Origin of the sequence: Chitinophaga sp. YR627, from assembly GCF_900114995.1 — a bacterium.
Classification (GTDB): Bacteria; Bacteroidota; Bacteroidia; order Chitinophagales; family Chitinophagaceae; genus Chitinophaga.
In genome coordinates this window covers 1,849,711-1,865,605 of record NZ_FOUX01000001.1, presented here as the reverse complement: position 1 = coordinate 1,865,605, position 15,895 = coordinate 1,849,711, and the positions used below count along the sequence as shown (strand labels likewise).

Here is a 15,895-nt window from a genome sequence, read left to right as displayed (position 1 = left end):
TATAATCAGGAAAGAGAAATTTTTCAGAGGTCCCGGCTTACATGCCGGGATTTCTGTTTTATAGCAACTACTAACAGATGATGAAATTTTATATATTCGCGTATCCGTTTAAAGTGAGCAGTTGCTAATCAATTCATTGCAATCACCGCTGCTCCTGCGGAGTCTGATAAATGGAGAATTACAGCGTTGTTATTCTGATCCTGGCTATTATGATCGGTCTGTCAGCAGTTGCTAACAAGATCCGTCTGCCATATCCTATATTGCTGATCACTGCGGGTATTGCTGTGGGATTTATTCCCACAATGCCGGTCATCGAGCTAAACCCGGAAATCATCTTCCTGATCTTTCTGCCGCCACTGCTATATGACGCGGCCTTTAATATGCCCGCCAATGAGTTCCGTACACACTTTAATACGATCACATCGCTCGCCATCGGACTGGTATTCATTACCACCCTTGGGATCGCTGTTATTGCCTATTACACCATCCCGGGAATGACCTGGCCACTGGCGTTTGTACTGGGGGCGATTCTATCAGCGACAGACGCTGTCGCAGCAATTGGGATCACAAAAGGGCTGGGATTGTCCCATAAAACAACGACCATTCTTGAGGGGGAAAGTCTGGTGAACGATGCTTCCGCGCTGGTGGCTTACCGTTTTGCGGTAGCCGCTGTAACAGGAACTGCTTTTGTTTTCTGGCAGGCGTCTTTACAGTTTGCGATCCTGCTGGCAGGAGGCTTTGCAGTAGGATTTGTGATCGGTAAACTGCTCTCGTTTATACTTGCGCGTATACATGGCAATGTGATGGTGACGATCAGTTTTATGCTGCTCATGCCTTTTGTGGCTTACCGGATTGCGGAAGAGTTGCACGTTTCCGGTGTGATTGCTGTGGTGGTATTAGGCTTAAGTATTTCCCGCTTTAGTAAAAAGATCTTCCCGGATAGTCTGAAAGATCAATCGAAAACGATCTGGGATGTGATCATTTTCCTGCTGAATGGTTTGATCTTTATCCTGATTGGATTACAATATCCTTATGTATTAAAACATATTGATCAGAGCCAGGTACTTCCTTATCTGGGTTATGCCTTCCTGATCACTATTGTGGCGTTAGTACTTCGTATGGCGAGGGTATTTTTGCAGAAGGTCAATCTGCAACGGGCATTCCTGTCATCCAAACATCGGAGACGGCATAAGATGACAAGGGATACTTTACTTGACTATCCTACCAGTGTGATCATCAGCTGGTCCGGTATGAGAGGCATTGTATCACTGGCTATCGCGATCGGTCTTCCGGAGAAGCTTGAAAACGGAGCGCCGTTTCCATTGAGGAACGAGATCATCTTTATATCAGTAGCTGTTGTATTGTTTACGCTGATAGGTCAGGGCCTGACGCTGCCCCTGATCGTGAAGATGATGAGTAAATATAAGCGTCAGAATAAACTCAGCTGATCACCCCCTTTTTTCTTTGGCGGTTGTGCTTTACCCATTACGGTACGGCCACCATATTGCCAGGAATGATCTCTTTCTTCCTGGATCAGTTCTTCCAGCCGCGCGTTGGGAATAAAGTCCTTTTCAACCTGTTGTGACAGCATTGATAATTTGCGGATGGCGTCCTGTTTATCAGACTGGCCGATCTTCGCTTTATTAACGGCATCTTTTAATACACTGATCGTTTCGTCATATACGTTCACCGGAACAGGGAAGGGGTGGCCATCTTTTCCGCCATGTGCGAAGGAAAAACGCGCAGGATCGGTAAAGCGGGATGGCGTACCATGGATCACTTCACTGACAAGTGTCAGGGATTGTAAGGTACGGGGACCAACTCCCTCCAGCAATAATAAAGATTCGAAGTCATGCAGCTGACGTTCATGCGCTACTGCCAGTACACTTCCCAATCGTTTGAGGTCCACATCCTTTGAGCGCACATCGTGGTGTGAGGGCATGATCAGATTTCTGATCTCCGGCAGCAGGTGTGCCGGGTTTTCCTTTACCAGTTCGAGCATACCGGCTTTGGTGGATACGGCTTCCCTGTCTGTGAGATTAAGAATGAGTCCCTGATTTTTACCATAGATAAATGTATGCGGAGATTCGGTGTATTCCTTAAAGGCGGCCGAGTGCCAGTGATAACGGCGCGCCATACTACTGGCGTCATTCATACCCTGTTGTACGATAGCCCAGTCGCCTTCGTCTGAGACGATGAAAGAGTGCAGATATAACTGAAAACCGTCCTGTATGGCCGTATTATCCACTTTAGCCGCCAGTTTGCTGCTGCGTACGAGTTCCTGTCCCGGTAAGCCGGTACGTTCTGCAATGGCCAGTAATTCCGCGGGTGTCTGACGGGAATGTTTTCCCTTTCCTCCGCAGATATAGATACCCAGTTCCTGTGCCCTGGGATTCAGTGCTTTTTTTAAGGCGCCCATTACACTGGTTGTGATGCCTGACGAGTGCCAGTCCATCCCCAATACACAACCCAATGCCTGGAACCAGCAGGGATCACTCAGCCGGCGGATGACTTCTCCTTTTCCGTAATCCGCTACAATGGTTTCGACAATAGCGCCTCCCAGGAGGCTCATTCGTTGTGCCAGCCAGGGTGGCACATGTCCGTAATGTAATGGAAGATCGGCGTGCGACATGTCTCTTTCTCCTTCTAAAGTGGGTTTGCCTGAACGGCAAAATGGTGAATATTTTTATCTGACAGCAGGAAATCGGTGATAGCGGCCATTGCGTGCGGCTTACCACTCACTTCGTATTTATTTTCTATCAGTGCATCTTTCTTCGATTGCAGCAGCAATTTGAATGTAACATTATGTTGGCGGAAAAGAGCCGTTAACTCCTCTGCTTTGTACTGGTCAGCCGGATAGCTGATCGTATAGGTGCGTTTCTCTCTCCACCTGCCAATGTTGCCTTCCAGGGCTTTTAATCCCATTAATAGTAATAGCACCATTGCCAGAGAAAAGGCGGCCAGCACATAATGGCTCATTCCAATCGCGATACCCAGGGCAGAGGCGATCCAGATGGTAGCAGCGGTGGTGATACCGTCTATGGTAAAATCACCTTTGAAGATCACGCCTGCGCCGATGAAGCCTACGCCGGTCAGTATATTGGATGCAACACGATCCGGACTGGATGGATATCCCAGTTCTACGGAAAGGATCGTGAAAAGCGTACTACCGAGACAGATCAGGGTCAGGGTACGCATACCTGCTGCTTTATGCCGGTACTCCCGTTCCAGTCCGAGCAGTCCGCCAATGACGATCGCTACAATTACTTTAAGTAACTGGTGTTGTTCAATATTCTGAAAAATAGCGTGTTCCATATGCATGTCGTGTCACAAATGTAAGCCTTGGCATAATTATTTATGCATTTAGCAGAAATCATACTCTTTATTTAGTTATTATTTAGTTATTGTTTAACCTGGATAAATATTTAGTTAATCATGAGAACGCAAAACAAAGACCTCGGTAATAATGCTATAACCTTTCGTCTGGCTTTATGTAAGATCGGTATTACAACGTGTCTCGCTATTATACTGAGTCTCTTCCTGTTTTCCTGTGGTAGTTCAAAGGAAAGTGGTAACACGACAGACAGTTCCTCCATTATACAGTCTGACACAACCAGTACAGTCGACACTATGAACAGGACAATGGATACCTCATCCGTAAGACCTGATTCTATGCCGATTAAGTAATATTGTGTGTTAGCCGTTTACTTTCGTCCACTATTTGTGGAAAAAAATGCAGGGACATATATGTAGCAACTTGTATTTGTTAACTGACAAAAAGTAGTTTATGAAAAATACTCAAGTAAGTAGATATAAATACCTGTTATATACACTGTTAGTAGCAGGAGCAACAAGTTTTATAGCATGTGGTGGAGGTGCTGGCAGTCATAGTGATTCAACCACTGTTGGAGGCACCGAACAACCCACTGTTACACCTGATACAGCTCCGGCAGCAGAAGTACCGCCGGGAGCTATTAATCCCGGAGAAGATTCTTCCCGTTATGGAACAGGTGTAGCTGATTCCAGTAAGAACAGACAAAAGTAATGTTGATTACGAGTGGTATTGCAGATACGTACAGTTACCTTCCGGTAATAGCTTAGCACAGGCTTTTGTTGGAGATGGTCAGAAAACAAGCCCCGTAAACGAATTTAACGACGCAGATTGGCTATTTAAGTCGTTGTTTTTCAGAAATATCAGCTGTGTTTGTAATCGGATTGATGTCTTGTAGCAAGCTCAGTTCTACGTCGTAACAGACGTACATTCGTAATTGACTATCGTCTTTTCAGAAAGGAGGTCCTCAGCGGCCTCCTTTATTTGTTATCCTAAGGATAAAATATTTACCTTGCCTGCCCGTCATAACCTATACGACTCAGAGCGAAACTAAGAGACAATTCCGGATTGTTTATTCCTCCTTATTGATAATTCTTATCTAACTGATGCAAGACGACAGTACACAACAAAAGAAGCCACTCCGTGCAGCTGCATTAAAACGCACGTTCAGACTCTATAAATATGTCAAACCATATTGGCCGGCCTTTGGACTCGGTCTGCTTTTTCTCTTTATTTCGAGTGCTGCCAACCTCGCTTTTCCCAAACTGCTCGGGGAACTGGTTGATGCCGCCGGGGGACATCGTGTGACGACTGATCCACACCGGATCAACCAGATCGGACTTTTACTGGCCGGGATCCTGATTGCCCAGGGAGTTTTTGGTTATCTCCGGATAATGCTATTTGTTAACGTAACAGAACGTTCGCTGGCCTCCTTACGGCAGCATATTTATAATCACATGATCAAACTGCCCATGCGCTTCTTCCTGAACAGGCGTGTGGGGGAATTAGGCAGCAGGATCTCTTCGGATATTTCCCTTTTGCAGGAGACGTTTACTACGACAGTTGCGGAGTTTATCCGTCAGCTGATCATTATTGTCGGTGGACTGGTACTGCTGCTGCATACCTCCGTACAACTCACCCTTCTGATGCTGACGACGTTGCCGGTGATCATGGTGATCGCTTTCTTCTTCGGACGTTTTGTGAGACGTTATTCCAAGCTGGCGCAAAGTCAGGTGGCAGAAGCGAATACGATCGTTGAAGAAACCCTTCAGGGCGTATTAAATGTCAAAGCGTTCGCGAACGAATTCTTTGAGATGAAGCGCTACCACAAGAAGATCCAGGAAGTAGCAGCTACCGGTATGAAGACCGGAAAGTTCCGGGGCGCTTTCGCTGCCAGTATGATAGTGGGCGTGTTTGGTGCGATGATCGGTGTGATCTGGCGGGGTGCTTTACTGATCGCCGAAGGCAAAATGGATCCGGGCATGTTGTTGTCATTTGTGCTGTATTCCAGCTTTATTGGCGGGTCTGTTGCTGGTCTGGCGGAAGTGTACACCAGCATTCAAAAGAGCATTGGCGCGACCGAGCATCTGCTCGAGATCCTCGATGAACCGGCAGAACCAGTGGAGGAGATGACTACCGTTGCCCCACAGGATCAGCTGACAGGCCAGCTCTCCTTCAACGATATTTCTTTTCATTATCCCACCAGAGAGGACCAGGAGGTATTACAACATGTTTCCTTTGATATAGCACCCGATCAGCAGGTGGCCCTGGTAGGTCCCAGCGGGGCGGGTAAGAGTACAGTCGTTTCCTTACTGTTACGCTTATATGATCCGCAACAGGGTACGGTGCGCTTTAACGGGAAAGATGCTGCCAGTTTTCCTTTATCAGCCCTGCGTAGTCAGATGGCGATCGTACCACAGGACGTATTTCTCTTTGGAGGAACGATCCGCGAAAATATTGCCTATGGTAAGCCCGGCGCGAATACAGAAGAAGTGAGAGCAGCGGCAGAAAAAGCGAATGCCTGGGAGTTTATAGAACGTTTTCCTGATGGACTGGATACAATAGTAGGAGAAAGAGGCATCCAGTTGTCCGGTGGTCAACGTCAGCGTATTGCCATTGCGCGGGCGGTGCTGAAGAATCCGCGGATACTGATCCTGGATGAAGCTACTTCGGCACTGGATTCTGAATCCGAAAGACTGGTACAGGATGCGCTGGAGAAACTGATGGAAGGCCGTACCTCTATTGTCATTGCACACCGTTTAAGCACTGTGCGTCAGGCAGATAAAATCATTGTGCTGGATAAAGGGAAATTGGTGGAAGAGGGTACGCATGAGGAGTTGGTGCTGATGGATGGTGGATTATACAGGAATCTGAGTGAGATGCAGTTCTCACATTAGAGACTATACGTTAGCCGGCGATATTGTACAAAATAAAAAGAGGAACCAGTCAGTTCCTCTTTTTTATTGATAGTAATTGAAAACTACATATATGGTTTCATCTCTTCCTCGATATTTTGTCTGAGATGCATCAGCTTCTTTGCGTAATTCTCCATCTCAATAGCAGCGGGTGTTTCAGGCACCCATTTCGGAACAGGTACTGTTTTACCTGCATCATCCACAGCTGCAAATACCATCACACAGTGCGTTGTTTTTATCCGCTCTTTACGACGGGGATTTCCTGCCTGTACATTAATAGAGATGTGCATGCTGGAGTTGCCGGTATAGATAACGGTAGCTGTGATCTCCACCATGTCACCGATGGAAATTGGCTTAAAGAAGCGAATACCACCCACATATACTGTCACACAATATTGTCCGCTCCAGTTGGCCGCGCAGGCATATCCTGCCTGGTCAATCCATTTCATTACGGCGCCTCCATGTACTTTACCGCCAAAGTTGACGTCAGATGGCTCGGCGAGAAAGCGGAGCGTAACGGTATTGCTGATAGTATCGATCATAAGTATTCGGTTTTGAGCAGGTAAAATTAAAATTCTCCCTGATTGTTTTCCTGCTGATCTTGTTTTTTACCGTTTTTACGCTCTTTTGTATCCATTTTACCGAATCTGTAAGATACATTCAGACGCAGTTCGCGGGTAGCGCGCTTGCGGTATCTTTCCTGCTCGGAGAAGGCCGTATTGGTAAATGACAGGTTACGATCTGTATTAAAGATATCATTCAGTGCCAGGGATACTACCAGGTTCTTTTTCTTCAGGAATTCTCTGCGTAAAGCCACATCCGCAGAGTACTGCGCCGCTCTTTCGCCCTGTGGCAGGATCTGTCTGGATTCGTAATTACCCGTTAACTGCAGCGTGGTATTCCATGGCAGTTTGGTATTACTGTTCACTTTACCAAACCAGATAAAGCCCTGATTAGTAAGGTTGCTCTGGAGGTTACCGGCATTGATCTTCTGTTGCGCCAGGTTTAAGTTGGTGGTGATATCCCAGCCTTTCAGGATCTGGTTACGTACGGTAAATTCAGCACCGTATGCATTACGGGTGTTGGCATTCACCGGGTAGGACAATACCACTTTCTGATCCTGACCGTTGATGTTCAGGGTTGTATCTGTATAGAAATCAGTGATAGCTTTTTCAGTATTTCTGAAGTAAAGCGACACCAATACGTTATGTTTTCGATTGAAATCCTTCAGATAACTTAATTCAAATGAGTTGGTAAACTCAGGACGCAGGGCCGGGTTACCACGGTTTGCGCTCTGTGCGGTGTATTCCAGGTTAGGCAACAGGTCGCGGAACCATGGGCGACGTACACGACGGCTATAGTTCAGCTGCAGTTCGTGATCTCCTTTGAATTTCTGGGAGAGGAACAGGCTTGGGAAGAAACTGATCGGATAATCGATTTTATAGCTGCTTTTGCTCAGTACCCTTGTTTCACCGTCATAGAAGGACTGTTCTGCACGCAGACCACCCTGGTAACCAAAATTACCGATCGTACCGGAGTAGCTGGCGTAAGCGGCATTGATGGTTTCAGAATAGCGGTAGTCATTGGAGAGGGAAGAATCCAGCACATCATGACCGGTAGCGAAGTCTCTGCCCATGGTTGTCAGCTCGTTATTGAACTTACGCGTCGTGGTACGGAGACCTGCTTCGATCTTGGAGTTTTCTGTCAGCGGGTTCACGTAATCGATCTGGCCAGTAATATAGGTGGTATTACCACCGCCGCGGCCATAGCGGGCCTGCGGGATATTCGGAGAATCGATCGGCTGATGACCCAGACTGTAATATTGTAAGGAATAGTCGGAATTATCTTTGGATGTCGCGTAGTTATAGTTAAAGTCAGCGGTCAGCTCGTGGCCCTGTTTGGCGAAAGTGTGCTTATAACCGATCTGGGTGCTATAGTTACGGAAGTTGTGATTGGAATTATCGATACCTGTACCATAGCGCACCTGGTTGCGGTTAGCGTCCAGGTCATATAATGTCAGGTCGCTGTTGTCTTTGAAATCACCAGCCATGATACCCTGAGCGATGGTGAAGGTATTGCGGTTGTCCATGAACCAGTCAAAGCCGATACGGCCAAACTGGAAACGACGGCCATTTTCTCCTTCATTATATTGATCCAGGAAAGTAGTGGTATCTGCGCCGATGTTTTTACGGAACAGGTGGGAGCGGGCATTACCCTGACGGCTTCTCAGGTTATAGCTGAGGGACAGATTGTATTTTTCTCTGCGGATGTTGAGGTCTGCACCTACGTTACCGCCACCGATAGAAGAGAGACCACCGGTCACCTGACCATTGATCCCTGCTTTACGGTTCTTTTTCAATACGATATTAAGGATACCGCTGACACCTTCCGCGTCATATTTGGCGGAGGGGTTGGTTACCACTTCTACGGAGGCGATCGCATCAGCCGGGATCTGGTCCAGGGTCAGGGTAGTAGGACGGCCATCCACGAAAATGGTTGGGGAGCCGTTACGTACGCTGACGTTACCATCGATGTCTACGTTTACGGAAGGCACCTGTTTCAGTACATCTGTTGCTGTACCGCCGACGCTGGAGATATTTTTATCCACATTGAAGACGCGTTTGTCGATCGCCATCTGGAAAGAAGGTTTCTCTGAAACGATCTCTACACCGGCCAAAGATCTTACATTGGCACTCAATTTAATATTACCAATATCTATACTATTATTTTTAGCCGTAATTGAAATTGTTTTATAAACGGTTTCATACCCGATAAAATTTACCTTCATGATATATTTACCTAAAGGAATTTCAGGAAAGTTGAAATCACCGTTTGGTTTTGACAACATACCGGTGGCAACACTGGAATCTGCCGCGCGAAGCAGGGCAACGGAAGCATATTCAACGGGAGCGCTGGTTGTTGCATCAACGAGTTTTCCGTATAGAGAGCCGTTTTCCGCCGGTTTTTGACCCGGTTGCTGTGCGTGGACGATCGAAAGGAATGTGAGCATCATTCCCAAACATAAAGAGACAATTTTCTGCATGATCCAAAATACTTTTCTTATAATAGCCTGTAACTGACATAAAAGTAGCCCGATTTAAAAAAAGATTGCGGCACTAATGGATGAATGGCGCGTAGGGTTATGTATCTTTACAGCCGACAGTTACATTTTTCGAATCAATGCATTATGCCTGACGCTTACCAACCTGACTGGGACATATACACTTGCCATATAGAAGACAAACCGGCTATAATAGGGCTGGACCTTGGTTTACGACGTTTTGCGCCCTTAACCAGGAAGCCGTACTCTATATTTATATCAGTGTATCTGAAGCATCCCCGGCCAGACGGATTTCCACATGGAGACGAATTCTCCAAACTGGGTGTGATAGAGGATTGTCTGGTACAGCAACTTGAGACCTCGTTAAACGCACATTTCGTAGGCCGTACGATATCAAACGGTGTGAGAGATTTTTATTTTTATAGTTCCAATACCTCCGGATATGAAGAGTCTATCGCGGAAGCGATGGCGCAATTCCCTGATTACAGGTATGAATGCGGCATGAAGGAGGATAAGACCTGGGAGTTATATTTCGACTACCTGTTCCCTGATACACAGGAGTTACAGCGTATTCACAACCGCAAAGTGTTGCGTACGCTGAAACAACATGGGGACATTGCCGAAAGAGAACGTCTCATAGATCATTGGGTGTATTTTTCTGCTGAAGCTGAAAGAGAAATTTTCGGACAGCAGGTAGAACGGCTGGGCTTCAATATTGAAGGACGCCCGGTGGACGAAAAAGGCCCTCAACCTTATGGATTGAAGCTTTCCCGTAATGACCGTACCGACGAGGAAAGCATAGACTCAGCAGTAATGATGCTGTGGGAGCTTGCTCAGGAGGTGAATGCACGTTATGACGGATGGGAAACCGTGATAGTGGCACAATAATTAGTTAACTTGTTACAACTGTTACATATTCTTTACGTTAGTAAAGAAGAAGCTTGCTTATACTTCTAAGATCGAGTGAGAAAATCTGTAAAAATATTATTATATTTTTTGATTTGCTATTGCCTGGCCTTCGAAATTTTAGAGGCACATGGTCATCCCGTACGGACATTTTCCCACCATCCCGTTTTGCGTGATACCATTCCCCCGGTAAAGCCCTCCGTTCCGGCCATGCCGGTCCCGGAAGAGGATACCCTGTTTCCGATACTCCCGATGATACCCACGGTACCTATCGTACCGACTATCCCGGGAGATACGATCGTTCCTGGCGATATCATTTTACAGGGGGATACCGTTCCGGTCTCTAAGAAGTATTCCAATTCCTGGTTCAACCGCATGCGGGTATACCAGGACTCACTCCGTAGCCGGCAATACCGGAACACCCTTATCAGAAAGGTAACCCGTCAGGATGTGCCGGAACCTTCCGGAACGGATAGCAGCATTATCAAGAGCGAACAGTATTTTAAGCCCTTCAGCGGAAAGGTGATCAGAGATATCTATTTCCGCCGGGTGAATGTATTTGGTCCCAGCAATATCAAGGATACTACCTTTTCCACCTCAATGAAACTGGTGCACCTGGCCAACCGGCTGCACTTCAATTCGGAAGAGTGGGTGATACGGCAACTGCTGTTTTTCCAGCAGAATGATACGCTCAATCCTTTTGAAATGTCAGATAATGAGCGTTATCTGCGTAGCCGCCCCTTCATTCAGGATGCCCGCTTATATATTATTAATACAGGTCCTTCTCCGGACTCCATTGACCTCCTGGTAGTGACAAAGGACGTATTTGAATACGGTTTTGATCTGTCAAGGCTCAGTACCTCAGGTATCAGGGCCAGTGTGTCCAACGATAACCTTTTTGGTGCTGGTCAGGGTGTCAGGATCGGTGGCTCCTGGAGCGGAAATGATAATCCGCCTTTTGGTTCGCAGGCACGCTATACTAAAAACAACATCCTCGGGACCTTTATTGACTTTTCCGGGGGATATACCACCCTTAATAATATTAATACCCTGGACTCAGGGACTTATGAGGGAACTTACTACTTTGCTTTTGACAGACCTTTATATAAAAGTGGCGCTAAGTGGACGGGGGGGATCGGTTTCAGCAGCAATTATTCCATCAATATGTTCAACCGCTCGGATACCCTGTATCGCGATTACCGGTATAATATCCTTGACATCTGGGGTGGTTATAATATCCTGAAACAGGACAGCCGCAATCCGGGTTCACGCCGTCCGAATCTGGCGTTTCTTGTCCGGTACTTTAATCTCCTCTTCACCCAAAGGCCCTGGCAGGAAGAATATAAATTAGATCCTGTATACAATAATCATCGTTTTTACCTGGCGCAGGCGGTCGTCTTCAGACAGGAGTTCTTCAAAACAGATCATTTCTTTGGATTTGGCAGAACGGAGGATATTCCGTTGGGTTATACCGCATCGGCTACCGCTGGTTGGGAAACATGGAAGGGCAGGACGAGGGGTTACGTCGGACTGGAAGCAGAGAAATTCTGGGTAACCGGTTCAAAGGGAATTATCTATGGACAGGCAGGGATCAGCACTTTTTACCAGAATTATGCTTCAGAGGATGCCGTCATCCATGCGAAAATAGAATACTACAGCCGCGCATTCAGATTTGCCGGAGGAAAGCTGCGTCAGTTCTTATACTTTGATTATCTGGGTAATCTGAATAACTACTTTTACAGACCACTGAATATCAACCGTGATCTTGGGGTATGGGGTTATAAGAACGTTCCACTAAGTGGTTATCAGCGATTAAATCTGCGTTCAGAGACGATTTATTATAGTCCGCTGAAATTACTGGGTTTCAAATTTAACTTCTTCACGTCTGTACAGGCATCCCAGCTTTCCATCAAAAGCAGTAATCTGTTTAAAAACCCGATATATTCCGGCCTGGGCCTGGGATTCAGGTTAAGGAACGAAAACCTCTCCCTGAATACCCTGCGGCTGTCTGCCAATTATTATCCGAATGCGCCGTATCCGATGCAGACTGTTTTCTGGGAAGCGACCACGGTGGTTGACTTCCGTTTCAACATCTTCTCGCTCAGAGCTCCATCATTTTTACAATTCAGATGATTTCCGCACTTTAATGATCACCAGTTTGGAGGTAGGCGTATTACTTCTGTCGGCGACACTATTGAGCGGCACGAGTGCGTTTGTCTCCGGGAAGTAGGTAGCAGTACATTTTTCCGGGATGCTGTATTCCACTACCAGAAACTTATGTACGATCCTTTCCTGTCCTTCGAAATTATTGATCAGATCAACGACATCGTTTGCCTGTAATCCGGCAGCCTTTATGTCCTTTGCATTCATCAGGATCACCCTTCTTTCCTGGTAGATACCGCGATAGCGGTCGTCCAGTCCGTAGATCGTTGTATTGAACTGATCATGGCTACGGATGGTCATCATCATGTATTCATCTGCCGCCAGTTCCTGTTTGATGATCGTGGCGACATTGAAATTAGCCTTACCGGTTGTGGTATTGAATTTCCCGTTACGGGCATTATTTGGCAGATAGAATCCGCCGGGCTTTCTGACGCGGGTATTATAATTATTAAATCCCGGGATCACTTTTTCGATATCCTCGCGGATGTAATCATAGTGACGCATGTAATGCTGCCAGTTGACCTTTGACTGTGCTCCCAAAGTAGCCAGTGCGAGTTTGCAGACGATGACAGGTTCGCTCAGTAACTGATCGGAGACCGGCTGTAAATTTCCTTTGGACATCTGAATGACGCCCATAGAGTTCTCACAGGTCACAAACTGTTTTTCTCCCTGTTGGAGGTCCTGATCGCTTCTTCCCAGGGTAGGCAGGATAATGGCTTCCTGTCCGTGTACCAGGTGACTGCGGTTCAGTTTTGTAGAGACCTGTACGGTGAGTGCGCAGTTCCGTAGTGCCTGCGCCGTTACTTCGGTATCTGGTGTGGCAGACAGAAAATTACCACCCATTGCAAAGAATACTTTTGCTTTACCGTCGCGCATCGCCCGGATGGCATGTACGGTATCATATCCATGTTTACGCGGTGGTTCAAAACCGTATACGGAACGAATGCCATTGAGTAAGACTTCTGGGGGTTTTTCATAGATACCCATGGTTCGGTCGCCCTGTACATTGCTATGTCCACGTACGGGGCAGGTGCCCGCGCCGGGTTTGCCGACACTTCCTTTCAGTAGTAGTAGATTCACGACCTCCTTGATCGTGTCAACCGCATTTTTATGCTGTGTGAGTCCCATGGCCCAGCAGGCTACGATCTTCTTTTTATGCATCAGCATACTGGCGGCTTCCTGGATCTGTTCTATGGATATACCCGCAGCCTCAGATAAGTTTTCCAGTTGCTGTTGGCGGATATGCTGTATATAGGCATCATATCCGTTTGTATTAAGCTGAATGAACTGATTATCAAATACGGATCCCGGTTGTTTCTCTTCTTCCTGCAGCAGCAGCAGGGCGATAGCCTGTAACAGCGCCATATCTCCGTTGATCTTTACCTGCAAAAAGAGATCGGTCAGGTGTGTCGGGATATGCAGCATACCTTTCACTGTCTGCGGATTCATAAAGTTCAGCAGTCCGGTCTCTGGTAATGGGTTTACAGAGATGATCTGTACGCCGTTTTTCTTTGCTTTTTGCAGGGCAGTCAGCATACGCGGGTGATTCGTACCAGGATTTTGTCCGAGTATAATGATCACTTCCGCCTGATAGAGGTCATCCAGCGTCACCGAACCTTTACCAATACCTAATGTATCAGATAAGGCTACGCCGCTGGATTCATGGCACATGTTGGAGCAATCGGGCAGGTTGTTGGTGCCATATTCCCTTACAAACAACTGATATAAAAAAGCAGCTTCATTGCTTGTGCGGCCGGAGGTATAGAAGATCGCTTCATCGGGCGAGGAGAGTCCTTTCAGGTGTTGTGCTATCTTACCGAAGGCATCATCCCAGGAAATGGGCTGGTAATGTGTTGCTCCTGGCGCCAGGTATACGGGTTGCGCTACACGTCCTTTTTTGCCGATCTCATAGTCTGTTAGTCCTGCGAGATCAGCGATACTGTTTTTCGCAAAGAAGGCCGCATCCAGTTTCTTACTCGTCGCTTCTTCCGCCACGGCTTTTGCGCCATTCTCACAGTATTCCGCAATAGAAGAGCGTTCATCATCCGGGTCGGGCCATGCGCAACCGGGGCAGTCGAATCCGCTTTTCTGATTGAGTTTTAAGAGCGCTTTCATACCGCGTACGGCATTCATTTCCTGCAGGATATGTTTTGCGCTGGATATTACGGCTGGTATACCGGCGGCAGCTGTTTTGGGTTTGCCGAGACGGACGTGTCCTGTAAAATGTTCAGGATTCTGAGAAGCGTCGGTGTATTCGTTGCTCATGGAAGCTTGTTTCTATTGCGTATTTATATATAAACGAAAAGGTAGTCAGTTTATGCAGACTTACTCATTCGCAATAATGATCCTTTGTTCTCCGGTATAGATGTTAAATCGTTGTTGTCTGAGAAAGCCTATCAGGGTGATATCCCATTCTCCGGTCATCTTTACAGCCATTCCTGATGGTGCACCCACAGCAGCTATCACTTTGATGCCTGCCATTGCTGCTTTCTGGATCAGCTCAAATCCTGCACGTCCGCTAAGGAGCAGCAGATATTGATCCATCGGGAAAAGCTTTTGCTGCAAAGCTGCTCCGATCAGTTTGTCGACGGCGTTATGTCTGCCGATATCTTCGCGCATCAGTAATAAGTTCGCTGCTCTATCAAACAGTGCTGCTGCGTGAATACCACCGGTGTCATCAAATAGCTGTTGCTGTTTTCTTAACATATCTGGTAGTCTGGTGATCATTGCGGAAGACCATTTAGTCGTGCTGCCATTCGATGTCTCTTTTGCAACAGGTGTATAAATGGAAGCAATGTCGGTCTTTCCACATACGCCGCAGCCTGCATTGGACACGAAGTTACGCTGTGTTGTTTTCAATACGGGACATACCTGTTCGTGCAGGCTTACGAGTATCGTATTCGTTACCTCACTTTCAGAGCTGATGGCCTTAATATCTTCATCTCCCCGGATGATCCCTTCGGTAAAGAGGAAGCCTGTTGCCAGTTCGGGATCCCGACCTGGCGTACGCATCGTGACAGAGATGCTTTGTTGCTGTCTGTCAGCTGCGGGGCCGTAGATCAGCTGTATTTCCAGCGGTTCTTCTGCGGCAAGCGCGTCTTCTGTTGCAGTAACAATTGTATCCTGTACTCTTGTTATGCGTGTGTAAGAAATAGCAGGGTTGGGCATGCTGTAAAGTTACGGAAATTAAGGTACGGAGAGATTTGTCTGTCTTCGGGTTTATATTGTCAGTTTTTGCTGTTGCCTGTTTGGATTATGTTAAGGCAGATGTCGGGCGTCTTGCTGCAGGTTGAGGTGGGACGCCGGGCTGACGCCCTTTTTCGAGGCCTGCTATTGGGCGGTGGGAGGTCGTGTTGGGCGATGGGATGGTTGATTGAACCCCTGTCAGGCGGCGCAGGCTCGAAAAGGGCTAAGGCCCTTTGTCTCCACCTCAACCCCTCCGCAGATCAGGCCTGTCGTTTAGCCAATAGCCACTGAATTGTAGTAGTCTGTTGAACGATAGATAATTGTCATTATCGT

At 47.0% G+C, this 15,895-nt stretch carries 12 protein-coding genes; 6 read left to right on the top strand and 6 right to left on the bottom strand.

Annotation, left to right across the window (positions count from 1 at the left end):
• Window positions 1-170: 170 nt before the first annotated feature.
• Complete coding sequence (locus tag BMZ72_RS06850) at window positions 171-1,448, top strand: Na+/H+ antiporter (RefSeq protein ID WP_089806518.1); 1,278 nt, start codon at window positions 171-173, stop codon at window positions 1,446-1,448.
• Here BMZ72_RS06850 and BMZ72_RS06845 read toward each other — a convergent pair.
• Together BMZ72_RS06845 and BMZ72_RS06840 are read right to left on the bottom strand one after the other, a co-directional pair.
• On the bottom strand, window positions 1,430-2,632 hold the full coding sequence (locus BMZ72_RS06845) for a DUF763 domain-containing protein (RefSeq protein WP_089806516.1): 1,203 nt from the start codon (window positions 2,630-2,632) through the stop codon (window positions 1,430-1,432). The two genes, BMZ72_RS06850 and BMZ72_RS06845, sit on opposite strands and share 19 nt — an antisense overlap.
• 14 nt (window positions 2,633-2,646) lie before the next feature.
• Window positions 2,647-3,315 carry an MgtC/SapB family protein gene (locus BMZ72_RS06840; protein WP_177222703.1) on the bottom strand — a complete coding sequence of 223 codons (669 nt, stop codon included), beginning with the start codon at window positions 3,313-3,315 and terminating at the stop codon, window positions 2,647-2,649.
• A 120-nt stretch (window positions 3,316-3,435) separates the two neighbouring features.
• On the opposite strand from BMZ72_RS06840, the gene BMZ72_RS06835 reads away from it, so the two are divergent.
• From BMZ72_RS06835 to BMZ72_RS06825, 3 genes are all read left to right on the top strand, one after another.
• Window positions 3,436-3,687 (top strand): hypothetical protein, encoded by a 252-nt coding sequence (locus tag BMZ72_RS06835; RefSeq protein ID WP_089806512.1) that lies wholly within the window; start codon window positions 3,436-3,438, stop codon window positions 3,685-3,687.
• 100 nt (window positions 3,688-3,787) lie between these two features.
• Window positions 3,788-4,045, top strand: coding sequence for a hypothetical protein (locus BMZ72_RS06830; RefSeq protein WP_089806510.1), 258 nt, complete (start codon window positions 3,788-3,790; stop codon window positions 4,043-4,045).
• A 392-nt stretch (window positions 4,046-4,437) separates the two neighbouring features.
• Window positions 4,438-6,228, top strand: a complete 1,791-nt coding sequence (locus BMZ72_RS06825; protein WP_089806508.1) for an ABC transporter ATP-binding protein — start codon at window positions 4,438-4,440, stop codon at window positions 6,226-6,228.
• Window positions 6,229-6,311: 83 nt separating this feature from the next.
• Here BMZ72_RS06825 and BMZ72_RS06820 read toward each other — a convergent pair whose 3' ends face one another.
• Both BMZ72_RS06820 and BMZ72_RS06815 read right to left on the bottom strand, forming a co-directional pair.
• Window positions 6,312-6,788, bottom strand: coding sequence for an acyl-CoA thioesterase (locus tag BMZ72_RS06820; RefSeq protein ID WP_012791700.1), 477 nt, complete (start codon window positions 6,786-6,788; stop codon window positions 6,312-6,314).
• Window positions 6,789-6,814: 26 nt separating this feature from the next.
• Window positions 6,815-9,289 (bottom strand): TonB-dependent receptor, encoded by a 2,475-nt coding sequence (locus BMZ72_RS06815; protein WP_089806506.1) that lies wholly within the window; start codon window positions 9,287-9,289, stop codon window positions 6,815-6,817.
• A gap of 84 nt (window positions 9,290-9,373) precedes the next feature.
• Here BMZ72_RS06815 and BMZ72_RS06810 point away from each other — a divergent pair, with 84 nt between their 5' ends.
• A complete protein-coding gene (locus BMZ72_RS06810; RefSeq protein WP_089806504.1) occupies window positions 9,374-10,195 on the top strand; it encodes a DUF695 domain-containing protein in 822 nt (273 codons plus the stop codon).
• Window positions 10,196-10,381: 186 nt separating this feature from the next.
• On the top strand, window positions 10,382-12,346 hold the full coding sequence (locus BMZ72_RS06805; protein WP_143087629.1) for a BamA/TamA family outer membrane protein: 1,965 nt from the start codon (window positions 10,382-10,384) through the stop codon (window positions 12,344-12,346).
• On the opposite strand, the gene BMZ72_RS06800 is transcribed toward BMZ72_RS06805, so the two are convergent.
• Window positions 12,332-14,641, bottom strand: coding sequence for an FdhF/YdeP family oxidoreductase (locus BMZ72_RS06800; RefSeq protein WP_089806501.1), 2,310 nt, complete (start codon window positions 14,639-14,641; stop codon window positions 12,332-12,334). The two genes, BMZ72_RS06805 and BMZ72_RS06800, sit on opposite strands and share 15 nt — an antisense overlap.
• Before the next feature lie 60 nt (window positions 14,642-14,701).
• On the bottom strand, window positions 14,702-15,544 hold the full coding sequence (gene fdhD, locus BMZ72_RS06795; RefSeq protein ID WP_089806499.1) for a formate dehydrogenase accessory sulfurtransferase FdhD: 843 nt from the start codon (window positions 15,542-15,544) through the stop codon (window positions 14,702-14,704).
• Between the last annotated feature and the right edge of the window lie 351 nt (window positions 15,545-15,895).

Bases quoted from the DNA above. Each gene is read 5' to 3' on its own strand.
- BMZ72_RS06850 (WP_089806518.1), top strand. From the start codon at position 171: ATGGAGAATTACAGCGTTGTTATTCTGATCCTGGCTATTATGATCGGT.
- BMZ72_RS06830 (WP_089806510.1), top strand. From the start codon at position 3,788: ATGAAAAATACTCAAGTAAGTAGATATAAATACCTGTTATATACACTG.
- BMZ72_RS06810 (WP_089806504.1), top strand. From the start codon at position 9,374: ATGGCGCGTAGGGTTATGTATCTTTACAGCCGACAGTTACATTTTTCG.
- BMZ72_RS06825 (WP_089806508.1), top strand. From the start codon at position 4,438: ATGCAAGACGACAGTACACAACAAAAGAAGCCACTCCGTGCAGCTGCA.
- BMZ72_RS06800 (WP_089806501.1), bottom strand. From the start codon at position 14,641: ATGAGCAACGAATACACCGACGCTTCTCAGAATCCTGAACATTTTACA.
- BMZ72_RS06835 (WP_089806512.1), top strand. From the start codon at position 3,436: ATGAGAACGCAAAACAAAGACCTCGGTAATAATGCTATAACCTTTCGT.
- BMZ72_RS06840 (WP_177222703.1), bottom strand. From the start codon at position 3,315: ATGGAACACGCTATTTTTCAGAATATTGAACAACACCAGTTACTTAAA.
- BMZ72_RS06845 (WP_089806516.1), bottom strand. From the start codon at position 2,632: ATGTCGCACGCCGATCTTCCATTACATTACGGACATGTGCCACCCTGG.
- BMZ72_RS06815 (WP_089806506.1), bottom strand. From the start codon at position 9,289: ATGCAGAAAATTGTCTCTTTATGTTTGGGAATGATGCTCACATTCCTT.
- BMZ72_RS06820 (WP_012791700.1), bottom strand. From the start codon at position 6,788: ATGATCGATACTATCAGCAATACCGTTACGCTCCGCTTTCTCGCCGAG.
- fdhD (WP_089806499.1), bottom strand. From the start codon at position 15,544: ATGCCCAACCCTGCTATTTCTTACACACGCATAACAAGAGTACAGGAT.